Origin of the sequence: Kribbella sp. CA-253562 (assembly GCF_050942265.1) — a bacterium.
Classification (GTDB): Bacteria; Actinomycetota; Actinomycetes; order Propionibacteriales; family Kribbellaceae; genus Kribbella.
Genome location: NZ_CP192049.1, coordinates 5981684 through 6001568 on the forward strand (window position 1 = coordinate 5981684; position 19885 = coordinate 6001568).

The following is a 19885-nucleotide window of genomic DNA, read 5'->3' on the forward strand; positions in this document are numbered from 1 at the left end:
CGTAGGATCTGTTGATCGTGAGCTCACCGCGACCGCGCAAGCTTCGGAAGGATGCGGCGGAGAACGCTGAGCGGCTGATCGCGGCCGCTGTGCGGGCGGGGCTGGCGGAGGGGAAGTTCGTTCCGATGGAGCAGATCGCGGCTGAGGCCGGGGTCGGGGTCGGGACGTTGTATCGCCGCTACCCGAATCGGGAAGCGTTGCTCGAGGCGATGGCGGTTCGGGCGTACCGGCTGATTCTGGCCGAGGCGGAGGACGCGCTGGTATCGGGTGAGACCGGGCATGACGCGATCAGCCGGTTCCTGCATCGCACGTTCGAGCGCCGGGACGAGCTGGTGCTTCCGTTGCACGGGGCACCGATGACCGAGGGCACGGAGTCGGCCGAGCTGCGGGCGCGAATGCGGCAGACGATGTCCGCGATCGTCGAGCGCGGTCATCGGGACGGCTCAGTGCGCGAAGATGTCAATGCGGGCACCGTGGTGCGCTTCGGGGCGATGCTCGCGCAGCCGATGTCGAACGTGCCGGACTGGCCGAGTGCGGCCGCGGAGCAGCGGGCGGTGTTCCTCCGCGGCATCGCACCCGGTTCCGACTAGACCGACGCCCGTACGCCGGACTGCGCGGTCACCCACAACGCGAAGTCCTGCACCTCAGGGACTAGGCGGCGCGTCAGGCCGAAGTCCGCCTGGTACGCCGGAACGGTTCCGAACCACCGGAACATCGCCCGCAGATCCTCGTCGTCGCCGAGCACCTCGAGCGGCAACGCCTCGTACCGCGTCGGCCGGCCGAGGGCCTCCGCCGTACGCTCGGCCACCTGCGCCAGCGTGAGCTCGTCGCCGCCGAGCTCGATCGCGTCACCGTCGATCGCGTCCGGGCCGAGCAACAGACGCGCGGCCGCGGCACCGACGTCGCGGACGGCGATCATCTGCAGCGGGACGTCACCGGCAAGCGGCAGCCGGAGCACCAGCTCGCCACTGCCCGAATCGGCGAGCTGCGGCGCCAGGTTCTCCATGAAGAACGTCGGCCGGACGAACCTCACCGGTACGACGTCGCGCAGCCGCCGCTCGACCTCGTACTTGCTCTCGAAGTGCGGGATCCCCGTCCCCCGCTCGGCGCCACCGACGGACGAGTACACGACGTGCGGGACACCCGCCCGCGCCGCGGCGTCCGCGACGGTCAGGCCACGGCGTACTTCGCCGTCGGGTCCGTCCGATCCCGCGAACGTCGTCATGAAGAACAGCGCCGAGACCTCGGTGAGTCCTCGCTGCAGTGACGCGCCGTCTTCCTGGTCGGCGGCGACGACCTCGACGCCGCGGGCCGTCAGGGCCCGCGCACCGGCGGACTCCGGATCACGGACGAGTGCGCGCACCGCGTGCCGCTGTTCGAGCAGAGCCTCGATCACGCTGCTGCCCTGCTGGCCGGTCGCGCCGACGACGGCGATGGGGTGCTGACGATGGTTCATGAGTCATCCAATCTGAGAAGGTATCCGTCTAAGCGGAAGAAATCGTCCGGTTATTCCCGTAGCCTGGGCGCATGCTTCTCGATCAGCACGCCGACGGGTACGCCGCCGCGACCCAGCCCCACAACTCCTCCGTCGAGCAGCGACCCGCCAGAGTCGCCGTCATCAACCGCCCCGAAGACCTCGCGCCCGCCCTCGAAGCCGTGGACGACCTCGCGCGATCCTCGAGCGCGGCACTCGAAGTCGTCCCGCAGGCCACCGGTCACGGCGCCGGAGCTCCGGTCGGCGACGGAGCGGTCCTCTTCGACACCTCGCGCCTCAACCACATCTCCATCGACCCGCAAACGCGCGTTGCCACGGTCGGGGCCGGCGCGACTTGGTCCGCGGTGAACGCCGGCGCCGAGCAACACGGCCTACTCGGGCTCGCCGGTTCGGCTCCGAGCGTCTCCGTGTCCGGCTACACCTTCGGCGGCGGCATCGGCTGGCTCGTACGGCGGAACGGGCTCGCGAGTGCAGCCCTCCGAGCTGTGCACTACGTCGACGGCGACGGCCGCCACCGGGTCGCCGCGGACGACGCCGCCGAGGAGATCGATCGCGCGGCGATCTGGGCGTTCCGCGGAGCCGGCGGCGTCGGGATCGCGCACACACTGGAGTTCGACCTCGTACCAGCTCCGGACCTTCATGCCGGCGCACTGCTCTGGCATGCCGAAGCACTGCCGGAACTCATGGCCGCCTGGTCGAGCCGGATCGCAACCCTCGGCAGCAGCGTCTCGTCCAGCATCGGAGTGCTGCACGTTCCGCCCCTGCCGCCGTTCCCGGAGGAACTCCACGGCAAGGTCGCGGTCCACCTGGCGATCGCCGACCCCGACGGTCCCACCACGGCAGACCCATTGCTCGACGCCATGCGGGCGGCAGCGACACCCGTGTCCGACACGTGGGGCCCGACCGACGCGGCGGGACTCTCGCGGATCCACCTCGACCCACCCACCGCGACTCCGGCCATCGGCGACGCGCGATGGCTCGACGTGTCGACGCCCGACCTCGCCGCGGCGCTGCTCGGGACGGCGGCCGCGGACGACGACCCGATCGTGATGATGGAGATCCGGCACGTCGCCGGAGCGCCGACCAGCCGCGCCGGCGCCGTCGTGACACCGCCGGGCGATTTCATCTACCACGCCGTCGCACCGCTCGGCCGGTTCCCCCGCGAGCGCATCGAGGCCGGCTTCACCCGGACCCGAACCGTCTGGTCGTCGGCCGACGCGGGTTCCACGCCGGGCTCGTGGATCGAGGGCGCCGCGACGGTGCCCGACGCACTGCCGAAGGAGATCCGGGACCGCGCCCGGGCGATCGCCGACGCCGTCGACCCGAGGGCCCGCATCCGCCGCTCCCGCCTGCTCAGCTGACGGCCTGCAAGTTGCTTCGAGTTCGAAGCAGTGCTACCGTCGACAGCAAGTGCTTCGAATTCGAAGCAACCACAACCAGCGAAGGAAGCTCCTCATGAAGGCAGTGCGTTTCCACCAGTACGGCGACCCCGACGTCCTCCGCTACGAGGACGTCGACCTCCCCGTCCCCGCCGCCGGGCAGGTCCGGCTCGAGGTCGCCGCGACGTCGTTCAACCCCGTCGACGCCGGGATCCGCGGCGGCGGCCTCCAGGGCCCGTTCCCGGTAGCCCTGCCGCACACCCCCGGCATCGACGTCGCCGGCACGGTCGACGCAATCGGCGACGGTGTCGAGAACCTCGCGATCGGCGACAAGGTCATCGGCTTCCTCCCCATGGCCGGCACCGGCGCGGCCGCCGAGTACGCCATCGCTCCCGCCGAAGTACTGACGTCCGCACCGAGCAGCGTGCCGCTCGCCGACGCGGCGGCCTTGCCGATCGTCGGACTGACCGCCTGGCAGGCCCTGTTCGAGCTCGGTCAGCTCACCGCCGGGCAGCGCGTGCTGATCACCGGAGCCGGCGGCGCCGTGGGTGCGTACGCCGTTCAGCTGGCGAAAAACGCCGGTGCGTACGTCGCCGCGACGGCGAGCCCCCGCAGCGCGGACCGCGTCCGGGCGGCGGGCGCCGACGAGATCGTCGACCACACAACCACCGATGTCGTCGCCGCGCTGAGCGAGCCGGTCGACCTGCTGCTCAACCTCGCACCGATCGACCCCGAGGAGTTCGCCAAGCAGGCGACCCTCGTCCGCAACGGCGGAACTGTCGTCAACACCACGGTGTGGATGCAAGCCCCGAGCGACGAAGCGCGCGGCGTCCGCGGCCTGAACGTCTTCGTCCGCAGCGACGCCGGCCAACTCGCCGATCTCGTCGCCGCCGTCGACCGGGGCGACCTGCGGATCGACATCAGCCGCCGGATCCAGCTCGAGGACCTCCCGGCCCTGCACACCGAAGCCGCCCAGGGCGCGGTGTCCGGCAAGGTCGTCGTCCTCACCCCGAACGCCTGACCTCGCTCACCACCGAACCGCATCAGGGTGCTGAAGGCGATCTGACCTCCGAGTCCTCCTCGGCCCGGTCGACGACCGGGGACTGAGGACCACGGGCGAGCACGTAGACGAACAGCACGGCCATCACGGCGGCCCCGACCCACATGGCGTTCAACCAACCGTCGACGAACGACTCCTGGGCGGCTCGCACCAATGCGTCTGCCTGAGGACCGGCCCCGCCGGCGGCCGCGACGGCGTTCGCGACACCCTCCCGGGCGGTGTCGGCCAGCTCCGCTGGTACGCCGTCGAGCTTGGAGTCGATCGAGGCCTGGTAGCCGGCGGACAGGACGGCACCGAGCAGGGCGATGCCGAGGGCGGTACCGAACTCGCGGGTCACGTCGTTGAGCGCCGAGGCGACACCTTGGCGCTCGCGCGGCAGCGAGCTGGTGATCGACTCGGTCGACGGCGTCATGGACAGACCCATCCCCAGCCCCAGCGCCAGTATGCCGGGAAGAACGGAGAGAAAGCCCCGGTCGACGGAGACGAACGCCGCCATCAGGGCCAGCCCGATCCCGCCGAGCAGCACGCCGGTCGCCATCGTCGAGCGAGTACCGATCGTGGCGGCGACCCGCGGGGCGAAGGCAGAGGCGAACATCATCAGCAGCGCCATCGGCATCATCGCCAGCGTCGCGCTCACCGCGGACCAGCCGAGCACGGCCTGCAGGAACGGGAAGAACACCACCATGATCCCGGCCTGGACCCCGAAGACCGCGAGCAGGGTGACCGATCCACTGGCCAGACCTCGTTGACCGAACAGTCGTACGTCGAGCAGGGGCGCGACCTGGCGCAGTTCCCACACCACGAAGCCGGCCGCGGCGACAAGGCCACCGACGAGCGCGACGAGCGTCGCGGGCTCGGTCCACCCGTGCACCGGACCTTCGTGCAGCACGAAGATCAGACCGACCACCGCGACGACGGAGGTGATCGAGCCGACGGTGTCGAAGCGGTGCGCGGTGTGCTCGCGGGAGTTGGGCACCGACCGCAGGATCAGCGCGGCCGACCCGAGAACGAGTGCGATCGGCAGCACGAAGAGCCATCGCCAGGTGGCGACGTCGACGAGCAGCGCCGACAGGTACATCCCGAGAATGCCGCCGCCGCCCGCCACCGCGGTCCAGACGCCGATTCCCTTCGAGCGTTCGGCTTCGGGGAAGGTCGAAGTGATCACGGCGAGCGTGACCGGCATGATCATCGCGGCTCCCACCCCGGCCAGGAACCGCGAGGCCAGCATCATCTCCGAGGAGACGGCCAGCCCGCCGGCGACGTTCGCGGCACCGAAGACGATCAGCCCGATCAGCAGAACGGGTTTGCGTCCCCACCTGTCGCCGAGCGCCCCGAGCGGCAGCAGCAGCGCGGCGAGGCTGATCGTGTAGAGGTTGATGAACCACAGGACCTCGGTCTGGGACGCGCCGAACTCGACGGCGAGCTGTGGCTGGGCGACGTTCAGGCCGGTGACCGAGGCGACGACGGCCATCAACGCGACGCACACCGCGATCAGCACCGTACGCCGCCGGCGCGCGTCGTGAATGGTCGCGCCCGAAGGGTCGGCCGGGACTGGGTTCGTACTCACAAGGGTCCTTTCGAGAGGGCAGGGCGAAGCCGCGCCAGGAGCCGCTGAGGGCCGGCGCTGGTCGATCGGTGAGGTCAGCGGCGGCGGGAGGCCCGGACGACGACGTCGTGCAGCACGACCTCGCGGCCGCCATGACCGGAGAGGGCCCGGTCCACCTCCGCGGCGGTTACGACCTCCCACTCAGCCGGGTCGAGACGTGTCGTGATCGCGTTGGCGGTCGCAGAAGCTGAGGCGGGCGGCCCATCGCTGGTGTGCCCGTGACCGTGGCCTCCGGCGGCGTCATGGTGCCGGTGGCCGACGATCAGAAGGGTGCCGCCAGGGGCGACCCAGGAGGCGATCCGGTCGTAGAACTCCAACTGCGGCATCGCGGGGTGCGCATAGTGCGTGGTGACCAGGTCGTACCGTGCGTCCGGCTCCCACGTGGACAGGTCCGCTCGGACCCACTGCACCCGTTCCGTTACGCCGCTCTCGGCGGCGCGAGCAGCCGCGCGAGCGAGCGCGTCCGAAGCGAGGTCCGCCCCGGTGACCTGCCAGCCACGGGTGGCCAGCCAGATCGCCTCGGCTCCGGCTCCGCACCCCGCGTCGAGGGCGGACCCGGGCGGCAGGTCGCCGAGCTCCCGCGCCAGATACGGGTTCGGTGCAGCAGTGCCCATGGACGCTCCGCCGTCTCCTTGCCAGATCTGATCCCAGTACTCCTGGTCGAACGAGTGCGTCATCGGCGATTCTCCTCATCGGTACAGCGTCGGCCGGAGCAGCCCGGCCACGCTTCCGATGGTGGCCGTCGGCAATCGCTCTCGCAAACGTTGTTGCCGAATGGCAAACTGGACGCATGGACGAAGCCACCGACCGCACCCTGGACGCCGTAGGACCGCGACTCAAGCAGCTGCGACAGCGCCGCGACATCACCTTGAGCGATCTGGCCGGGCAGACCGGCATCTCGGTGAGCACGCTGTCCCGGCTGGAAGCGGGCCTGCGCCGTCCCACCCTCGAACAACTGCTGCCGCTGGCCCGCGCGTACGGCGTCACGCTCGACGAGCTGGTCGACGCACCGCCGACCGGTGATCCGCGGATCAACCTGCGGCCGATCGTGTCCGGCGACGGCCGGACGATCCTGCCGCTGACCCGGCGGCCCGGTGGCATCCAGGCCTACAAGTTCGTGCTGCCGGCCGGACGCGACGACGCCGAACCGGATCTTCGGACCCACGAAGGCTACGACTGGGCCTTCGTGCTCAACGGGCGGCTCCGGCTGGTGCTCGGCGAGCACGACCTGATCCTCGAGCCCGGTGAAGCCGCCGAGTTCGACACCCGCACGCCGCACTGGTTCGGAGCGACCAGCTCAGGACCGGTGGAGTTCCTCAGCCTGATCGGCAAACAGGGCGAACGCGCCCACGTCCGCGCCGCCCCGAAGCAGCGCGGAGCGCCCTAGCAACGCGCCGGCAGGCGGCGCCGAACTGCCGAGCGGCGGTCCGGCCGTGACGACCGGTGGGCCGGCGGCGATCGCCTGCCGTTCGCGGTGCCTCAGCGCAGGCCGGTGGGCCGGGTCTGCGCCAGCGTCAGCAAGCGGTCGACCAGGCTCGGGTAGTCCAGGCCGGAGGCTGCCCACAGGCGCGGGAACATGCTGGTCGGCGTGAAGCCGGGCATGGTGTTGATCTCGTTGACGATGACGCGGCCGTCGGAGTCGAGGAAGAAGTCGACCCGGGCCAGGCCTTCGGCTTCGATCGCGTCGAAGGCGGTGATCGCCTTGGCGCGGATCTCGGCGGCGATCTCGGCGGGCAGGTCGGCGGGCACCGACAGCGCGGTGTACTGCTCGCCCTCGGGCAGGTACTTGGTCTCGAAGTCGTAGAAGTCGTGGCCGCCGCCGGAGACCGCGATCTCACCGCAGACGCTGGCCTCGGCCGGGCCGCCGTTCAGGCCGCCCAGGACGCCGACCTCGATCTCGCGCGGGTTCTTCACCGACGCCTCGACGATCACCTTCGGGTCGTGCGCGCGGGCCTCGGCGATCGCGTCGTCCAGCTCCTCGAGCGTGTCGACCTTGCTGATCCCCAGGCTCGACCCGCCCCGGGCCGGCTTCACGAAAACCGGGAAGCCGAGCTGCTCGACGGCCGTGCGGCAGGCCTGCGGGTCGCGCAGCCAGTCGCGGTCCCGGATCACGACATACGGGCCGACCTCGAGGCCGGCGGCCGCGAAGACAACCTTCATGTAGTGCTTGTCCATGCCGACCGCGCTGGACAGGACGCCGGACCCGACGTACCGGATGTCGGACATCTCCAGCAGTCCCTGCAGCGTGCCGTCCTCGCCCCACGGGCCGTGCAGCAGCGGGAAGACCACGTCGACCTCACCGAGCGTGCTCGGCACCTGGTCGGGCTCGGAGACGACCAGTTCGCGGTCGGCGCCGAACAGCACCGGCGCCGCGGTGACGTCCACCTCGGGCAGCTTGCCGTCGGTGATCGACAGCCGGTCCGGGTCGCCGCTCTCCAGCACCCAGTGCCCGCTGGTGGTGATGCCGACCGGCACCACGTCGTACTTGTCCCGGTCGATCGCCTGCAGCACGTTGGCCGCGGTGACGCAGGAGATGGCGTGCTCGCTCGACCGGCCACCGAAAACGACGGCGACGCGGGGCTTGCTTTTTTCGTCCCTCGAGAACTCACTCACCGGCTCGACGATAGCGCTAGCCGCGGCGCATCCTGACCGGGGTTTGGTAAAGATGTCTTCAGATTGCTGTCAGTAGTGCCCGTTCGGCCCGCAGCTGACGCGGCAGGTTCCAGCCCAGAACGGCGGTCACCCGGCCGTCGGACACGTAGTGCGCGAGGAACTTCCGCGCCGCCGGATCGCCCTGTACGACGACCAGCCGCGCGTCCGGCGCGATCACGCCGTACACCTGGATCCGGGCGTCGTACTGGTCGGTCCAGAAGTACGGCACCGGGTCGAAGACGACCTCCTGCCCGAGGATCCGCCGGGCCGCGTGGACCGCCTGCTCGGTCGCGTTGAACCGGTGCTCCAGCCGCAGTGAGGTGCCGAACCGCTGGCTGGTCCACCGGGCCACGTCGCCTGCGGCGTGCACTCCCGCGGGCGCCTCGTCGCACAGCACGCCGTCCCGGCACGGCAAGCCCGATGCCTCCAACCAGTTGGTTGCCGGGCGGGAGCCCACGGCAACAAGTACGGCGTCCGCCTTCACGACTGAGCCGTCGGCCAGCTCGACACCCTCCACAGCCGACTCGCCGAGCAGGCCGGTCACAGCAGTCCCACCCACAACCCGTACGCCGTTGGCCGCGTGCAGCTCGGAGATCATCCAGCCCAGCTCAGCCCCCAGCTGCACGGCCATCGGAGCCGGAGCCGCGTCGACCAGAGTCACCTCGCAGCCGAGCCGGCGAGCCGCCGCAGCCGTCTCCGATCCCAGGAACCCGGCCCCGACGACCACGACGGACTCCGCGTCCACCAGCGACTTCCGCAGCGCCACCGCGTCGTCCAGCGTCCTCAGCACGTGCACGCCGTCCAGGTGATGCCCGGCACTCAGCCGCACCGGCTGCACCCCGGTCGCCACGACCAGGTGGTCCCAGCCCACCTCCTCCCCGGTCGACAGCTCCACGACCCGCCGGCCCAGATCCAGCCCGGCAGCACGGACTCCCAGCCGCAGGTCGATGCCCTGCTCGGCGTACGTCGTACTGGCGCCGAAGCTGGTCCGCTCGACCGGCCAGGTGCCGAGCAGGACCTGCTTGGACAGCGGCGGGCGGTCGTACGGGAGATGCGGCTCGTCGCCGATCACCGTGATCGCTCCGGTGAAGCCCTCGCGGCGCAGTGTCTGTGCTGTCGTGGATCCCGCGGCCGAGGCTCCGACGACGACCACGCGCTCCATCACTCGCTCAGCAGGATCGCCCGGGCCGGACAGAGCAGCGCCGCCTCGCGGGTGGCGTCGTAGTCGCCGGCCAGCGGCTTGCGGATCAGTACGGCGACGCCGTCCTCGTCGCGCTGGTCGAAGACGTCCGGTGCGGCCAGCACGCACTGCCCCGCGGCGACGCAGCTGTCCTGGTCGATCTCGACGTCCATCACTTCGCTTCCTCCGCGTCCCAGGTCACCGGCAGCTCGACCAGTCCGTACACCAGCGCGTCGTGCTTGAACCGCAGTTCCTCGAACGGCACCGCGAGCCGCAGCGTCGGGATCCGCCGGAACAGCCGGGTGTAGACCTCGATCAGCTCGACCCGCGCCAGTTGTTGCCCAAGGCATTGATGCGGGCCGAAGCCGAAGGCCAGGTGCGCGGACGCCTTGCGGGTCAGGTCGATCCGGTCCGGGTCGGGAAAGACGCGGGTGTCGCGGTTGCCGGCGCTGATCGCGGCGACCAGATACTCCCCCGCCTGCACCGTCTCGGCACCGATCGGGATGTCGTCGAGCACGTGCCGGAACAGGCCGAACTGTACGACGGTCAGGTAGCGCAGCATCTCCTCGACCGCGCTCGGCGCGATCTCCGGGTGCTCGCGCAGCCGCTGAAGCTGGTCAGGGTTGCGCAGCAGGGCCAGGGTGCTGAGCCCGATCATGTTGGCCGTTGTCTCGTGGCCGGCGATCAGCAAAGTGATGCCGATCGTCACCAGCTCCGGCACGCTCAGCGGGGTGCCCTGGTCCTCGGCCCGGGTGATCAGCCGGGTCAGCAGGTCGTCCGCCGACCGGTCCTCGTGCTTCGCCATGACCAGCTTGGCCATGTACTGCTGGAGCTCCTCGCTGGTCGCCAGCTGTTGCTGCTGGGTGCGCTTCACCGAGAGCAGCAGGGCCGACCAATGCTGGAACTGGTCGCGGTCGGCGTACGGGACGCCGAGCAGCTCGCAGATCACCAGCGACGGGATCGGCAGCGCGAACTGCTCGACCAGGTCGACCGGCCCGCCGGTCGCGAGCATCGCGTCGAGGTGCTGCTCGACCAGGTCGACGATGCGCGGCCGCAGCGCTTGCACGCGCTTGACGGTGAACTCCGCGGTGAGCAGGCGGCGCAGGAAGGCGTGCCGCTCGCCGTCGTTCTGCAGGATCGAACCGGACTCCACCTCGCGCTGCAGGTCCGCGTGCGGCGACATGTGGGCCGACGGGGCCGACCGGGAGCTCAGGTTCGGGTTGCTCAGCACCGCGCGGACGTCGTCGTACCGGCTGACCACCCAGGCGTCGACGCCGAGCGGAGTGGAGACTTTCGCGGGCTGATCACCGGCCAGCAGGTCGGCGTAGCCGGTGGCGGGGTCGAACGGGCAACCGCTCGGCCGGGTACTCGGGAAAGCCGGATGGGTCTCGGTCATCAGAACCCCCAGGACTCTGGTCACAAATATGGAAGTAACTACCATATGACTGTCCGTACTATAACTACCCAACTCCCACGAAGTAAGTTGGGCAGATGGGACTGCGCGAGCTGAAGCGGGAGCGGACCCGCCGGCTGATCTCGGACAAGGCCTTCGAGCTGTTCACCGATCACGGCTTCGGCCGGACCACGGTCGAGCAGATCGCCGCGGCGGCCGAGGTCGGCCCGAGCACGCTCTACCGGTACTTCCCGACCAAGGAGACGCTGGTTCTCGAGTTCGTCGAGCAGAGCCTGTTCGACGCGATCGACTGGTTGCGCGAGCAGCCCGCCGAGCTGGAGCTGCCGGTCGCGCTGGAACATGTGATCGAGCGGGTGCTGGACCGGATGGAGAGCAATCCCGACCGCGTCCGCGCCGTCTACGACCTGGCCGAGCAGACCCCGTCCCTAGGCGCCCACCTGACCGATGCGATCTGGCGCTGGCGCAAAGACCTCAGTGCCGAGCTGGTACGCCGCTCCGCCGCCACCGAGCTGACCGCCAAACTGGCCGCCGGCACCACGATGAACATCCTCGAGATCGTCGTGGAGACCTGGGTCCGCGACCCGGCCGGCCCGTCGATCAAGGAACTCGCCCGGCAGACCCTCCAGCTGTTCCGCGACGGAGCGATCCCACTCCCCCGCGCTCGCCAGTAGTCCCGGTTGGCACAATCCCCGGTATGACCTCTGACCTCGATCCGTCCACCGTCGTCGTGCATGCCGGGCGCCCCGACCGGGTGCCGAACGCGCCGCTGGGTGAGTCCCCGGTGTTCAGTTCCACCTACATCGCCGGCGGGGACCGCGGCTACGGGCGGTTCGGCAACGACGCCTGGGACGCGTTCGAGCAGACGCTCGGCGAGCTCGAAGGCGGTCGCGGACTCACGTTCGCTTCCGGTATGGCGGCCGCCGCGGCGCTGCTCGACCTCGTACCGGTCGGCGGTCTGGTGGTCGCTCCGCAGCATGCCTACAGCGGCGTACTCGGTCTGCTCGACCAGCAGGTGACGACCGGCCGGGTGAGGCTTCAGCGCGTCGACATCGCCGACACGGACCAGGTCACCGCGGCGGTAGCCGGCGCGGACCTGCTGTGGGTGGAGTCGCCGACCAACCCGGCCATGGAGGTCGCCGACCTGCCCGCGCTCTGCGCGGCCGGGCGTGCGGCCGGCGCGACCATCGTGGTCGACAACACCTTCGCGACCCCGCTGCTGCAGCGCCCGCTGGACTTCGGGGCCGACGTGGTGATGCACTCCGCGACCAAGTTCATCGCCGGGCACTCCGACGTCGTCCTGGGCGCGATCATCACCGCGAACGACGACCTGTGGACCGCCCTGGAATCCAAGCGCCGCAACCTCGGAGCCATCCCCGGCCCGATGGAGGCCTGGCTGGGACTCCGCGGGCTTCGCACCCTCGCGCTCCGGCTGGAGCGCGCCCAGTCGAACGCGGCGTTCCTCGCCGAGCGCCTGCTCGAGCACCCGCGCGTCAGCCGAGTCCGGTATCCCGGCCTGCCGGACGACCCCGGCCACGCCCGCGCCACGGCCCAGATGTCCGGCTTCGGCGCGATCCTGGCCGTCGAGCTCGGCGGCGACGCGGAGGGCGCTCAGCGGGTCTGCGAATCCACCAAGCTCTGGGTGCACGCGACCAGCCTCGGCGGCGTCGAGTCCATGCTGGAGCGCCGCCGCCGCTGGCCCGCCGAGGTCCCCACCATCCCCGACGACCTGATCCGCCTGTCGGTTGGAATCGAGCACCCCAACGATCTCTGGTCCGACTTGGACCAGGCCCTCAAGTCCTAGCTGTGGTGTCCAGGGAGGTTGGTCAGTCGGGTGATGGGTGGTTGGCCTCCGATGGCGCTGTGGGGTCGGTGGTGATTGTAGAAGTGCAACCAGCCGGGTAGTGCCGCTCGGCGTTGGGTTTCGGAGGTGTAGAAGCGGGCGTAGGCCCAGCCGTCGGCGAGGGTGCGGTGGAAGCGTTCGATCTTGCCGTTGGTTTGGGGCCGATAGGGCCGGGTTCGTTTCGGGGTGATGCCGAGTTCGGTGCAGGCGTCGTTCCAGGCGTGGGACTTGTAGGCCGAGCCGTTGTCGGACAAGACGCGTTGGATGGTGACGCCGTGGTCGGCGTACCAGGCCACGGCCCGGCGGAGGACGCCGATTGCGGTGGCTGCGTTCTCGTCGGCGTGGATCTCGAGGTAGGCCAGGCGGGAGTAGTCGTCGATCACGGTATGCACGAAGCTGGTGCCCGGGCGCGGTTCGTAGCGGTGATTGCGTTGGCCGGTGCGTTTAGCGGTGGCTTCGCGGTTGCGTTTGCCTTGCTGACGGCCGACGAACCGGTGACCGCCGCCGTCGGGGATGTTGCCGAACTTGGTGACATCGACGTGCAGCAGGGATCCCGGATGGTCGTGCTCGTAGCGGCGTAGCGGTTCACCGGTGACCCGGTCGATGGCCGACAGTCGGTTCAGCCGGCACCGGACCAAAACGGCGTGCACGGTCGAGACCGGCATCCCGAGCCGGCCGGCGATCTGCACCGGCCCGAACCGTCGGCGCCACCGCAGTCTGACGATCCGGCGCACCACCCGCGGTGGTGTCTTGGCGGGACTACGACGTGGTCTGGAGCTGCGATCGGCCATCCCGGCCGCGCCTTCAGCGCGGTACCGCTCAGCCCATTTGCGCGCTGTTCTCGGAGCGACCATGAACATCGTGGCCGCTGCGGAGTACGTCCAGCCCTGCTCGACGATCAGACGCGCCAGCCGCAACCGGGCACGCGGGGTCAAAGCAGCGTTAACGTGGGACACGAAGGCCTCCTGGATTGTGAAGCGGTTCCTCGACAGCTCCACTTCACAACCGGAGGCCTTCACCCGTCTCAACGACCCGCCGACCTACCAACCACCAGGACAACCTCCCTGGACATCACACCTAGCCCGTACGCCGGGCCGGCGGGACTAGTCCGCCGGCTCGCGCGACCGCAGGACCGGCGCGCCGAGGACGGTCAGCACACACAGGACGACCGGCAGCAGGAACGCGATGTTCAGCGGCATCCAGTGCGCGAGCCCGCCGATCAGCGCCGGGCCGGCGAGCAGTCCGACGTACCCGAGACCCACGACGCGGGCCATCAGCGCGCCGGACGCCCTCGGATCCAGGTTGCCCGCGGCGGTGAACAGTTGCGGCACGCCCCCGGCCAGCCCGAGCCCGAACAGCGCCCACCCGACCAGCCCCACCGGGACCCAGGGGCTGACGATCACGATCATCAGCCCGACCGCGGCCAGCGCGGCGCCGTACCGGACGATCGCCATCGCGCCGATCACCGCGGCGACCCGGTCGGTGGCGAACCGCCCGACCGTCATCGCGACCGCGAACGCGCCGTACGCGTAGGCCGCCGTACTGGTCGAGGTGCCGAGCACGTCCCGGAACTGCAGCGCGGCCCAGTCGTTCGCGACACCCTCGGCCAGCATCAGCCCGAAGGCCAGTCCGCCGAGCGCCCACACCAGCTTGGCCGGCGGCTTGGCCCGCGGCTCGTCGGACTCGTCCGCCTCCGCCGGTACGTCGGCCTCGATCAGGTAGCGGCTGGTCGCCAGCGACACCACGACGAGCAGCACCCCACACGCCCCGAGCGTCACCTCCGTCGGTACGCCGGCCCGCAGCGTCATCGCGCCGATCAGCGCCGCGATGGCCCCGCCGATCGACCACATGGCGTGGAACGCGGCCATGATCGGTCGCGGGTACGCCCGCTCGACCACCACCGCGTGCGCGTTCATCCCGACGTCGAGCGAGCCGTTGGCGAAGCCGAGCACGATCAGGGTGAGACCGAGCGCCCACCAGGTGTGCGTGAGGCCGGGACCGAACAACGACAGGCCGAGCAGCGCCCCGGCGGCCGGCACGAGCCGCCGCTGACCGACCCGGTCGGCCAGCGGCCCGGCGACCTGCATGCCCAGGAACGCGGCACCGCCGAGGACCAGCAGCAGGAGGCCCAGCGTGCTGTGGGTGATGCCGGTCGCGTGCTCGATGTTCGGGATGTGCACGACCCACAGGCCGATGGCGAAGCCGTTGATCCCGAAGTACACCCAGGTCGCGATCCGGGCCGCCCGCGGTGGGGCGGCGACGAGCGTGGTCAAGAGTTGTTGTCCGTTCCAGAGAGTCCGGCCACCTGCACGAGAATGCCGCGCTCGGCGAGCGCCGCGCGTTCGTCCTCGGGGGCCGACGGGTCGGTGATGATCAAATCGGGTCGTTCGGCCGGGCAGATGTAGGCCAGCGCGGCGCGGTCCCACTTCGCGCCGTCGACCAGCGCGATCGAGCGGGTGGCGACGGCCATCGCCTGCAGCTTCACCTCGGCGTCGCCCAGATCGAAGGCGGTCAGCCCGCTCTCCAGGCTGAAGGCGCACGGGCTGAGCACCGCGACGTCGAAGCGCAGCGCTCGCAGCGAGGCCAGCGTCAGCGGCCCGACCAGCGACTGCTCGCCTCTGCGCGGCTCGCCGCCGGGCATCAGCAGGCGGATCCCGGGGTTGTCGACGAGCTCGTGGGCGACCTGCAGCGACAACGGCATCACGGTCATCGTCCGGCCCCGCAGCTGCCGAGCCACCTCCAGCGCCGTCGTACCGCTGTCGAGGATGATCGCCTCGCCGTCGCGCAGCTGGTCGACGGCCGCCGCGGCGATCGCCCGCTTGGCCTCGACCGCGGCCGTCGACCGCGCCGCGAACGGCGGCTCGACCCCGGCCGGCATCGCCGAGACCGCGCCGCCGTGGACGCGTTTGAGCACGCCCTGCGCGGCCAGGAAGTCCAGATCGCGCCGGACCGTCATGTCGGACGCGCCGGTCAGCTCGACCAGCTCGGTGACCGCGACCCGCGACGTGCCGCGGAGCCGCTCTACGATGACTCGCTGACGTTCGGCGCTTTTCACGAGACCGAACCTAACATTTTCTGCTGTTCGTTCAAACATTCCGCCTGTTGATATGGACTTCCCTGTGACGATCGACGAGGTACGGCGCGCCCGCGTGGCGGTGGCCATCGTGTTCTGCGTCCACGGCGCGGTGACCGGCTCCTTCGCGACCCGGGTGCCGTGGATCCAGGACCACGCCGGCGTCAGTCCGGGCCAGCTCGGCCTGGCGCTCGCGTTCCCGGCGCTCGGCGCGGCGCTCGCGATGCCACTGGCCGCGCGGATCAGCCACCGCTTCGGCTCCCGTACGGCGTTGCGCGGCCTGCTCGCGCTGTGGACGCTGGCGCTGATCCTGCCCTCGCTCGCGCCGAACCTGCTCGCCCTCTGCGCCGCCCTGCTCGTGTACGGCGCGACCGCGGGCATGGCCGACGTCGCCATGAACGCGCTCGGCGTCGAGGTCGAGCACCGGATGGAGAAGTCGATCATGTCCGGCCTGCACGGGATGTGGAGCGTCGGAGCGCTGGCCGGCTCGAGCATCGGAACGGTCGCGGCGCATCTGGACATCAACGCGCAGCTGCACCACCTGGTGATGGCCGTCGTGCTGACGGTGCTGGGGGCGGTCGCCTGCCAGTACGTGCTCAACCTGCACCCGACCGAGGACGAGGTCGCGCCGCCGCGGTTCGCCCTGCCGCCGAAGTCGGCGTACCTGATCGGCGCGGTCGGCTTCTGCGCGGTGTTCGCCGAGGGCGCCAGCCTCGACTGGTCGGCGGTCTACCTGGAGGACGTGCTCACCACGTCGGCCGGCGTCGCCGCCGCGGCCACTACCGGCTTCGCGCTCACGATGGCCGTCGCGCGGCTGGTCGGCGACGCGGTGGTCGACCGCTTCGGCGCCGTCCCCACCGTCCGCGTCTCCGGCGTCGTGGCCACCCTCGGCGGGCTGCTCGTCGTACTGGCTCCGCATCCGGTCGTCGCGATGGCCGGCTTCGGCCTGCTCGGGCTCGGCATTGCCGTCGTCGTCCCGCTGGCTTTCGCCGCCGCAGCGAAGTCGGGCCCCAACGCCAGCCAGGCCATCGCCGGCGTCGCCACCGTCACCTATGCCTCCGGCCTGGTCGCTCCCTCGATCATCGGAGGGATCGCGCAGGCGAGCAGCCTGACGCTGTCGTTCGTGGTGGTGACCGTGCTCGCCCTCGGGCTGGCTCTGTTCGCCCCGGTCCTCTCACCCCGCCGTGCGGTCACCGAGTCTGCTTGACGGTCTCGATCAGCGCGTACGACGCCCGGCCGGCCTCCTCCGGGTCGCCGGCCCGGATGGCCTCGAACACCGCGAGGTGCGACTGCAGCAGTCGCGGATCCTCCGGGAACGAGGCGGTGCGGTGGATGGACTCGGTGAGCACCTCCGCGATCGCGTCGTACAGGCGCAGCAGCAAGGCGTTGCCGGACGCCTCGACGACGCCCCGGTGGAACGCGGCGTCGGCCGACACGAACGCATCGAGATCCGCGGCGTCGTGCGCGGCGGCGCGGGCGTCCAGGGCGACCGTCAGACGCTCGAGTCCGCCGGGGTCCGGACGCCGGGCGGCCAATCGCGCGGCGGCCGCTTCGATCCCGGCGCGGGCGTCGAGCACGTCGTCGAGGGACGACAGGTCGTCGCGGACCAGGACGCCGGTGATCTCGTTGGTCGCACGAACGTAGGTGCCGTCGCCGACCCGCGGTTCGAGCAGACCGGTCAGGCTCAGTGAGCGCAGCGCTTCGCGGACCGTTCCACGGCTGACTCCGAGCTCGGCGGCGAGCTGGTTCTCCCCCGGGATGCGGGACCCCCTCGGCCACTGCCCGGACTCGATCAGCGCGCGAAAACGCTCCGAGACCTGCAGCACGAGCGGCACCTGACGTACCGGTCCGTCCAGTGACACGGTGGCGACCTCCGATCCGTTGAGGCGTACCGTGTAAATGTAGGACATTTCCGCAGCGAAGGGTGAACCCGTGTCAGTGTCCGCCGAACCGACGCTCCGGCTGCGCGGGCCGCTCATCGCCGCGACCGCCTTCGTCGTCGCCCTCACGCTCCGGCCCGCGTTGACCGCCGTCGGTCCGGTACTGCCGCGGATCGGCGCAGACCAGCACCTCGGTGAGGCCGCGCTGGGCCTGCTGGGGACCTTGCCGCTGCTCGCCTTCGCGGCCGCTTCACCGCTCATCCACTTCGCCTCCCGGCGGTTCGGGATGGAGCGGACGGTGTTCTGGTCGCTGCTGGTCCTGGCGGCCGGCAGCGTGCTGCGGTCGTACACCGGCACGGCCGGCCTGTGGATCGGGACCGTCGTGATCGGCGCCGCGATCGCGGTCGGCAACGTGCTGGTGCCGGTGATCATCAAGCGCGACTACGCCAACCACGTGTCCCGCGCGACCGGCGTCTACACCGCGTTCATCACCGGCGGCGCGGCGATCGCGTCACTGGTCGCCGTACCGATCGCGGACGCGGCCGACTGGCGACTCTCGCTGGCGATCTGGGGCGGCCTCACCCTGGTCGTCGCCGTCGTCTGGCTGCCGCGGGCGATGCAGCCGGTCTCCGTCCCGCCGCCCAGCACGGCGCACGACGCGCCGCTGGCGAGCGTCTGGCGACAGCCGATGGCCTGGCTCGTCACCGGGTTCATGGGCCTGCAGTCGACCAGCTTCTACCTGCTCGTCACCTGGCTGCCGACGATCGAGATGTCGCACGGAATCTCCGAGCACGCCACCGGCGTCCACCTCTTCCTCTTTCAGGTCTGCGGCCTGATCGGCGGCCTCAGCATCCCCAGACTGCTGCGCCACCCGGCCAGTCAGCGCGCCGGAACGGTCACCGCGAGCGTCCCGATCCTGGTCGCGCTGCTGGGACTCCTGCTGGTCCCGGACCTGGCGCTCGGCTGGGCGATGATCGCCGGACTGGGCCAGGGCGCCGCGCTCGTCGCCGCGCTCTCGCTGATCAGCATCCGTGGTCGTACTCACCACGAGACGACGCAGCTGTCTGGGATGGCGCAGTCGGTCGGCTACCTGCTGGCCGCGGCCGGGCCGGTCGTGGCCGGTTTCCTCACCGAGCGGACCGGCGGCTGGGACGTCACGCTGATCGTGTTCTCGGCACTGGCCGCCGTCCAGCTGGCCATCGGGGTCGCCGCCGGTCGCGACACCCGCATCGAGCGGGCGTCGCAACCGTAGGCGGTCTGCCTACTTGTCCGTCGCGAACGCCGCGTCGAAGGCGGCTTCCGGCTTGTCGAAGGCCAGGTTGCGAATGACGTTGACCGCCTCGGCGGCACCGACCTTGCGCTCCATGCCGGCGTCCTCCCACTCGACCGAGATCGGGCCGGTGTAGCCGATCGAGTTGAGCACCCGGAAGCAGTCCTCCCAGTTCACGTCGCCGTGACCGGTGGAGTAGAAGTCCCAGCCGCGCCGCGGGTCGCCCCACGGCAGGTGCGAGCCGAGCCGGCCGTTGCGCCCGCCACCGACCCGCATCCGGGTGTCCTTGCAGTCGACGTGGTAGATCCGGTCCTTGAAGTCCCACAGGAACGCGACCGGGTCGATGTCCTGCCAGACCATGTGGCTGGGGTCCCAGTTCAGGCCGAACGCCTCGCGGTGCCCGATCGCCTCCAGGGCCAGCGTGGTGGTCCAGTAGTCGTACGCGATCTCCGACGGGTGCACCTCGTGCGCGAACCGCACGCCCTCGGCGTCGAACACGTCGAGGATCGGGTTCCACCGGTCGGCGAAGTCCTGGTAGCCGGCGTCGATCCGCTCGGCCGGGACCGGCGGGAACATCGCGACGTACTGCCAGATCGACGAGCCGGTGAAGCCGATCACCGTGTCGACGCCGAGCTTCGCGGCCGCCCGCGCGGTGTTCTTCAGGTCCTCGGCCGCGCGCTGCCGTACGCCCTCGGCGTCCCCGTCGCCCCAGACCCGGCCCGGCACGATCGCCTGGTGCCGGAAGTCGATCGGGTCGTCGCAGACCGCCTGGCCGACCAGGTGGTTCGAGATCGCCCAGACCTTCAGGTTGTACTTGTCCAGGATGTCCTTGCGGGTCTGGACGTAGTTCGGGTCGTCGATCGCCTGCTGGACGTCGAAGTGGTCACCGGAGCAGGCGATCTCGACGCCGTCGTAGCCCGCCGACGAGGCGAACTCGCAGACCTCTTCGAACGGCAGGTCGGCCCACTGGCCGGTGAACAGGGTGATCGGGCGTGGCATCCGCGGTGCTCCTCAAGCTGACAGTGTTGTCTTCAAT

Annotated in this window: 20 protein-coding genes; 8 read left to right on the forward strand and 12 right to left on the reverse strand. The window is 70.6% G+C overall.

All coding sequences use genetic code 11. The features are described 5' to 3' along the window. The first annotated feature begins 17 nt into the window (after positions 1-17). The gene (locus tag ACQPXM_RS28195; RefSeq protein WP_432938860.1) at positions 18-590 is read left to right on the forward strand and encodes a TetR/AcrR family transcriptional regulator; all 573 of its coding nucleotides are present in this window, start codon (positions 18-20) and stop codon (positions 588-590) included. On the opposite strand, the gene ACQPXM_RS28200 is transcribed toward ACQPXM_RS28195, so the two are convergent. After that, positions 587-1456 carry an NmrA/HSCARG family protein gene (locus ACQPXM_RS28200; protein ID WP_432938862.1) on the reverse strand — a complete coding sequence of 290 codons (870 nt, stop codon included), beginning with the start codon at positions 1454-1456 and terminating at the stop codon, positions 587-589. The genes ACQPXM_RS28195 and ACQPXM_RS28200 overlap by 4 nt on opposite strands. A gap of 71 nt (positions 1457-1527) precedes the next feature. On the opposite strand from ACQPXM_RS28200, the gene ACQPXM_RS28205 reads away from it, so the two are divergent. Beyond that, complete coding sequence (locus tag ACQPXM_RS28205) at positions 1528-2856, forward strand: FAD-binding oxidoreductase (RefSeq protein ID WP_432938864.1); 1329 nt, start codon at positions 1528-1530, stop codon at positions 2854-2856. 94 nt (positions 2857-2950) lie between these two features. Beyond that, complete coding sequence (locus ACQPXM_RS28210) at positions 2951-3895, forward strand: NADP-dependent oxidoreductase (protein ID WP_432938867.1); 945 nt, start codon at positions 2951-2953, stop codon at positions 3893-3895. Between the two features lie 22 nt (positions 3896-3917). Here ACQPXM_RS28210 and ACQPXM_RS28215 read toward each other — a convergent pair whose 3' ends face one another. Then, complete coding sequence (locus ACQPXM_RS28215; protein ID WP_432938869.1) at positions 3918-5501, reverse strand: MFS transporter; 1584 nt, start codon at positions 5499-5501, stop codon at positions 3918-3920. A 74-nt stretch (positions 5502-5575) separates the two neighbouring features. Beyond that, a complete protein-coding gene (locus ACQPXM_RS28220) occupies positions 5576-6217 on the reverse strand; it encodes a class I SAM-dependent methyltransferase (protein WP_432938872.1) in 642 nt (213 codons plus the stop codon). Between the two features lie 113 nt (positions 6218-6330). Between ACQPXM_RS28220 and ACQPXM_RS28225 the strand changes: the two genes are divergently transcribed. Next, positions 6331-6927, forward strand: a complete 597-nt coding sequence (locus ACQPXM_RS28225; protein WP_432938876.1) for a helix-turn-helix domain-containing protein — start codon at positions 6331-6333, stop codon at positions 6925-6927. A gap of 92 nt (positions 6928-7019) precedes the next feature. On the opposite strand, the gene ACQPXM_RS28230 is transcribed toward ACQPXM_RS28225, so the two are convergent. From ACQPXM_RS28230 to ACQPXM_RS28245, 4 genes are read right to left on the reverse strand one after another with little or no spacing between them, the layout of a single operon-like run. Further along, entirely contained in the window at positions 7020-8153 is a 1134-nt protein-coding gene (locus ACQPXM_RS28230; RefSeq protein ID WP_432938878.1) for a D-alanine--D-alanine ligase family protein, read from the reverse strand. A 58-nt stretch (positions 8154-8211) separates the two neighbouring features. Further along, positions 8212-9354, reverse strand: coding sequence for an NAD(P)/FAD-dependent oxidoreductase (locus ACQPXM_RS28235; protein WP_432938880.1), 1143 nt, complete (start codon positions 9352-9354; stop codon positions 8212-8214). Beyond that, on the reverse strand, positions 9354-9545 hold the full coding sequence (locus tag ACQPXM_RS28240; protein ID WP_432938882.1) for a ferredoxin: 192 nt from the start codon (positions 9543-9545) through the stop codon (positions 9354-9356). Before ACQPXM_RS28240 ends, ACQPXM_RS28235 begins: the two co-directional genes overlap by 1 nt. After that, positions 9545-10768, reverse strand: coding sequence for a cytochrome P450 (locus ACQPXM_RS28245; RefSeq protein ID WP_432938884.1), 1224 nt, complete (start codon positions 10766-10768; stop codon positions 9545-9547). The genes ACQPXM_RS28240 and ACQPXM_RS28245 overlap by 1 nt, the downstream gene beginning before the upstream one ends. 95 nt (positions 10769-10863) lie before the next feature. On the opposite strand from ACQPXM_RS28245, the gene ACQPXM_RS28250 reads away from it, so the two are divergent. Beyond that, positions 10864-11457, forward strand: a complete 594-nt coding sequence (locus tag ACQPXM_RS28250) for a TetR/AcrR family transcriptional regulator (RefSeq protein WP_432938886.1) — start codon at positions 10864-10866, stop codon at positions 11455-11457. Between the two features lie 23 nt (positions 11458-11480). Beyond that, positions 11481-12587, forward strand: coding sequence for a trans-sulfuration enzyme family protein (locus ACQPXM_RS28255; RefSeq protein WP_432938888.1), 1107 nt, complete (start codon positions 11481-11483; stop codon positions 12585-12587). On the opposite strand, the gene ACQPXM_RS28260 is transcribed toward ACQPXM_RS28255, so the two are convergent. The 3 genes from ACQPXM_RS28260 to ACQPXM_RS28270 all read right to left on the reverse strand — a co-directional run bounded on the left by ACQPXM_RS28260 (position 12584) and on the right by ACQPXM_RS28270 (position 15681). Continuing rightward, positions 12584-13582, reverse strand: a complete 999-nt coding sequence (locus tag ACQPXM_RS28260) for an IS481 family transposase (protein WP_432938891.1) — start codon at positions 13580-13582, stop codon at positions 12584-12586. The two genes, ACQPXM_RS28255 and ACQPXM_RS28260, sit on opposite strands and share 4 nt — an antisense overlap. Positions 13583-13729: 147 nt before the next feature. After that, positions 13730-14899: an MFS transporter gene (locus tag ACQPXM_RS28265; RefSeq protein ID WP_432938893.1), complete on the reverse strand. Its 1170-nt coding sequence runs from the start codon at positions 14897-14899 to the stop codon at positions 13730-13732. Further along, the gene (locus tag ACQPXM_RS28270) at positions 14896-15681 is read right to left on the reverse strand and encodes a DeoR/GlpR family DNA-binding transcription regulator (protein WP_432938895.1); all 786 of its coding nucleotides are present in this window, start codon (positions 15679-15681) and stop codon (positions 14896-14898) included. Before ACQPXM_RS28270 ends, ACQPXM_RS28265 begins: the two co-directional genes overlap by 4 nt. Before the next feature lie 64 nt (positions 15682-15745). Here ACQPXM_RS28270 and ACQPXM_RS28275 point away from each other — a divergent pair, with 64 nt between their 5' ends. Next, positions 15746-16906: an MFS transporter gene (locus ACQPXM_RS28275; protein WP_432938897.1), complete on the forward strand. Its 1161-nt coding sequence runs from the start codon at positions 15746-15748 to the stop codon at positions 16904-16906. On the opposite strand, the gene ACQPXM_RS28280 is transcribed toward ACQPXM_RS28275, so the two are convergent. Further along, the gene (locus ACQPXM_RS28280) at positions 16890-17609 is read right to left on the reverse strand and encodes a FadR/GntR family transcriptional regulator (protein ID WP_432938899.1); all 720 of its coding nucleotides are present in this window, start codon (positions 17607-17609) and stop codon (positions 16890-16892) included. The genes ACQPXM_RS28275 and ACQPXM_RS28280 overlap by 17 nt on opposite strands. Positions 17610-17631: 22 nt before the next feature. Here ACQPXM_RS28280 and ACQPXM_RS28285 point away from each other — a divergent pair, with 22 nt between their 5' ends. Next, complete coding sequence (locus tag ACQPXM_RS28285) at positions 17632-18831, forward strand: CynX/NimT family MFS transporter (protein ID WP_432938901.1); 1200 nt, start codon at positions 17632-17634, stop codon at positions 18829-18831. A 9-nt stretch (positions 18832-18840) separates the two neighbouring features. Here the strand turns inward: ACQPXM_RS28285 and ACQPXM_RS28290 are convergent, their stop codons facing one another. Next, positions 18841-19848: a sugar phosphate isomerase/epimerase family protein gene (locus tag ACQPXM_RS28290; protein ID WP_077012824.1), complete on the reverse strand. Its 1008-nt coding sequence runs from the start codon at positions 19846-19848 to the stop codon at positions 18841-18843. Positions 19849-19885: the final 37 nt, after the last annotated feature.